Origin of the sequence: uncultured Thiodictyon sp. (assembly GCF_903828115.1) — a bacterium.
Taxonomy (GTDB): domain Bacteria; phylum Pseudomonadota; class Gammaproteobacteria; order Chromatiales; family Chromatiaceae; genus Thiodictyon.
Genome location: NZ_CAIKKU010000390.1, coordinates 1 through 3,396, shown reverse-complemented (window position 1 = coordinate 3,396; position 3,396 = coordinate 1). Strand labels below are relative to the sequence as shown.

Genomic DNA, 3,396 nt, shown 5'->3' with positions numbered 1-3,396 from the left:
TTAGCCGGTCGACGGCGCGTCAGCGCGCCCCGGGTCCGGCTAAAGCCTCGACCTCCGGTGTGAGACCGCGGGGCAGCGGCCGAAACGATGATCAAGCCCACCTCCGCGGCCGAAGGGCCCGGGTCAGGCCGCCCACTTGCGGTGATTGATGGCGAGGTCGAGCGTCAGCTCAAAGACCCGGTCGCGCTTCTGCGTAAAGAGGTCCTTGTCGTACCCCTGGTCCGGAAGGTGCAGATCGAGGACCTTGCCGACCTCGTCGCGGACGGCCAGCCGGGTTTGGCTATCCTTGAACCAGTCCTGCACCAGCACCCTGGGGGCCTCCCCGGTCAGGCGCCGCAGCAGCGCCTTGGCCGCGAGGCGCACCCGCTGCTCTTCGTCCTTGGTCATCTTGTCCTTGCACAGCAGGTCGTAGAGTTCCAGTTCGTCTTCGGTGAGGCCCATCCGGACGTGACGTTCCTCCTCCTCCCGGAGTGCCTGGGTAAATCGCAACAACGCGGCATAGTCCGCATCGGCTGAGGTGCTCCCGGCGTTGTAGGTGTCGATGATCGCCTGCAGGCGTTGCGCAAAGTCCCGCCGGGTGCGGTTCTGCTTCATCATGTCGGCGAGTTTCTGTTCTAGGAAGGCCCGCAGGTCGGCGATCTCGATATTCTTGTAGGCGGTCTTCCCGAACTCCTCCCTGAGCTTGTCGAAGTCGATCGTACTCAGGTCCCAGGACTTGCCCTGTTGCCGAATCATGAAGGCCGGACCGGACTCCTTGGCCTGCGTATAGCCCGCGTCATCGACGACGACACTCTCATCCAGCAGTTCGCCAATCCTGCGCACAGCAGAGTCCACATCCTGCTGCTGGATGATGCTGTCGACCACACCGCGCAGGTATTGAAAGACTGCAACGGTGCGGACCACGGGCTGGCCCAGGACCTCCGGCTTCGCGGCCTCGTAGAGCCCCGTGATGGTGTTTTCATAGACGCTGAAGGACTTGCGATACTCGTCCTTATACAGGAGCGCATTGGCCCAGTCCGCGAAGAGCCCGATCTTCTGGAAGACATCGCGGCCCTCGAGGGCCTTGTCGATCGGGATATTGATGGACGCGCAGAAGGCGCGGCCTTGCTCGATCGCCTCGTCGAGCAGGCGGAAGATCTCCGTCTTGTCCTTGACCGACGCCGCCCCCTCACCTTCACCGCCCTCGCCATAGTCCTTGAGGGCCATCTTCAGGCGCCCGAAGACCCCGTAATAATCAACGATCTCGCCGTTCTTCTTCTCGACCCCGCCGATCCTGTACGCGCACACCCGATTGGCGCGGGCGATGGTCTGCATCAGGGTGTGACCCTGTTGCGGCTTGTCGAGATAGAGGGTCGAGACCGTCGGCGCATCGAAGCCGGTGAGCCACATGGCACAGACGAAGACGAGTTGGAGCGGGTCCTGCGGGTCCTTGAAGTTGTATTCGAGGTCGTGGCCGTTCGCGTCGACCTGATCCATCCGCTTGCGGTGCGGGCGGATATCCAGCCCCTGTTGGTCGAATTTCTCCTCCTCGCCGTTCTCCGCGCTGACCACGACTGCCATCTCGACCCGACGCATATAGTCGACCATTCGCTTCAGGCGCGCCGCCAGCAGTTCGTCCGGTGTCTGCTTGAGCCGGCCGCGCAGGGCCTTGATCTCCTCCTTCCATAACCGCTGGACCTTGTCGTACATCGTCACCGCGGTGAACTCCGAGACATAGTCGCCGAACCACTCATTGGTCTTACGGGCGCGCCCGAGCAGCGGGGTGCCGGTGAAGGCGATGTACTGGGCCTTGGGCAGCCCCGCCCGCATGTTCTCCGCGAGCGACTCGTATTGGGTGCGGTGGGCCTCGTCGATGATCACGACGATGTCGTCCCGCGCCGAGAGCAGCGGATACGGCCGGCCCTTGGGCCAACGGAACTTCTGGATCAGGGTGAAGACGAGCCGCTTGTTCTGGCCCAGGAAGGCGCGCAGTTGCTCGCTGTCCTTGGGTTGGGCGGTGTCGGCCTGGCGGACGGTGCCCGTGTTGAGGAAGTTGCGGTAGATCTGGCCGTCGAGGTCATCGCGGTCGGTGACGACCAGAAAGCTGAAATTGCCCCGGCACTTGCGGAGAATTTTCCGGACATAGAAGATCATGGAGAAGCTCTTGCCCGAGCCCTGGGTGTGCCAGTAGACACCGAGCCGGCCGCCGCGCCCCTCGCGGTGAAGAAAGGTCTCATAGGCCCGGTTCACGCCGATGAACTGGTGGTTCTGGGCGATGATCTTCTGGGTGTCCTTGTGGTACAGGATGAAGTTTTCGATATAGTCGAGCAGCCTGTCCTTGGGGCAGAGACCGGCGAGGAACCGCTCGGCGCTGGTGCCTGCCGCGGCGACCTGCTCGCGTCTGACCTTCTCCTTTTCATCCTCAGGGCGCAGCCAGTGGAAGAAGTGCTCCCACTCGGCGGTCAGGCTGCCGACACGGGTCTCGATGGCGTTGGAAAAGACGCAAAATGCATTGGTGAGAAAGAGTTGTGGGATCTCCGCCCTGTAGTTGGTCAGGTTGTCGTCGTAGGCGCACCTGAGCTTGACGTTGGAGTTCTTCAACTCGATGAAGACCAGGGGCAGCCCGTTGACATACAGCAGGAGGTCCGGACGGCGGTAGCCCCGCTCGCCCAGAATCCAGAGCTGGCTGACGGCCAGGAACTGGTTCGCGGCGGGGTTGGCGAAGTCGATGATCTTGACCCGCTCCGTCCGGGTGCGGCCCTGCGCGTCCTTGAACTCGACCTGCACCCCGTTGCGGATCAGGTCATCGAACGCCCGGTTGGCGGCGATGGCGGATTGCGGCTCACGCTTGTCGCACAGTTGCCTGATGGCGTCGTCGATGGCGGACTCGGGGAGGTCCCGGTTCAGGTCGATCACCGCCGCCCGCAGCCGGTCATACAGGATGACCTCACGCTTGTCGGTGCGTCCCGAGCCGTCGTTGAGATCGGCCGGATCGGCGGTGAAGCAGATCAGGGCATCGTAGCCGTAGAGCAACTGCAGGTGTTGCAGCATGGCCGCTTCGATCTCGTCCTCGGAAATGAAGTTCGGCATAAACCGCGTCCTGGGTGATGGGTGGGGTTTCGGTGACGGCGAGCCTTTCAGCGATCAGGGGCATTGTCGCTGACGCGGTCTATATTTCAAGAGAAATCTGTGTCCCGGAGGGTAGATAAGGCGCGCGGCACGGCGCCCCGCGGCAGGCGCGACGCTCGAGCGCGCCGCATCCACCGACCCCGCGGCATGGTGGATGCGCTGCGCTGATCCACCCTACGCAACAAGCCCCGAAGGGGCGCTACATACCAGCCCAGGGCAACGCCCTGGGATCGCATTACGTCATTGGCTTAGCCCTGAAAGGGCGTGACATAAGGAGCCCACCGTTAT

1 protein-coding gene is annotated in these 3,396 nt (G+C 63.0%); it reads right to left on the bottom strand.

Features of this window, described 5'->3' with window-relative positions; all coding sequences use genetic code 11:
• Window positions 1–123 precede the first annotated feature (123 nt).
• Window positions 124–3,069, bottom strand: coding sequence for an HsdR family type I site-specific deoxyribonuclease (locus QZY48_RS14365; RefSeq protein WP_295431852.1), 2,946 nt, complete (start codon window positions 3,067–3,069; stop codon window positions 124–126).
• Between the last annotated feature and the right edge of the window lie 327 nt (window positions 3,070–3,396).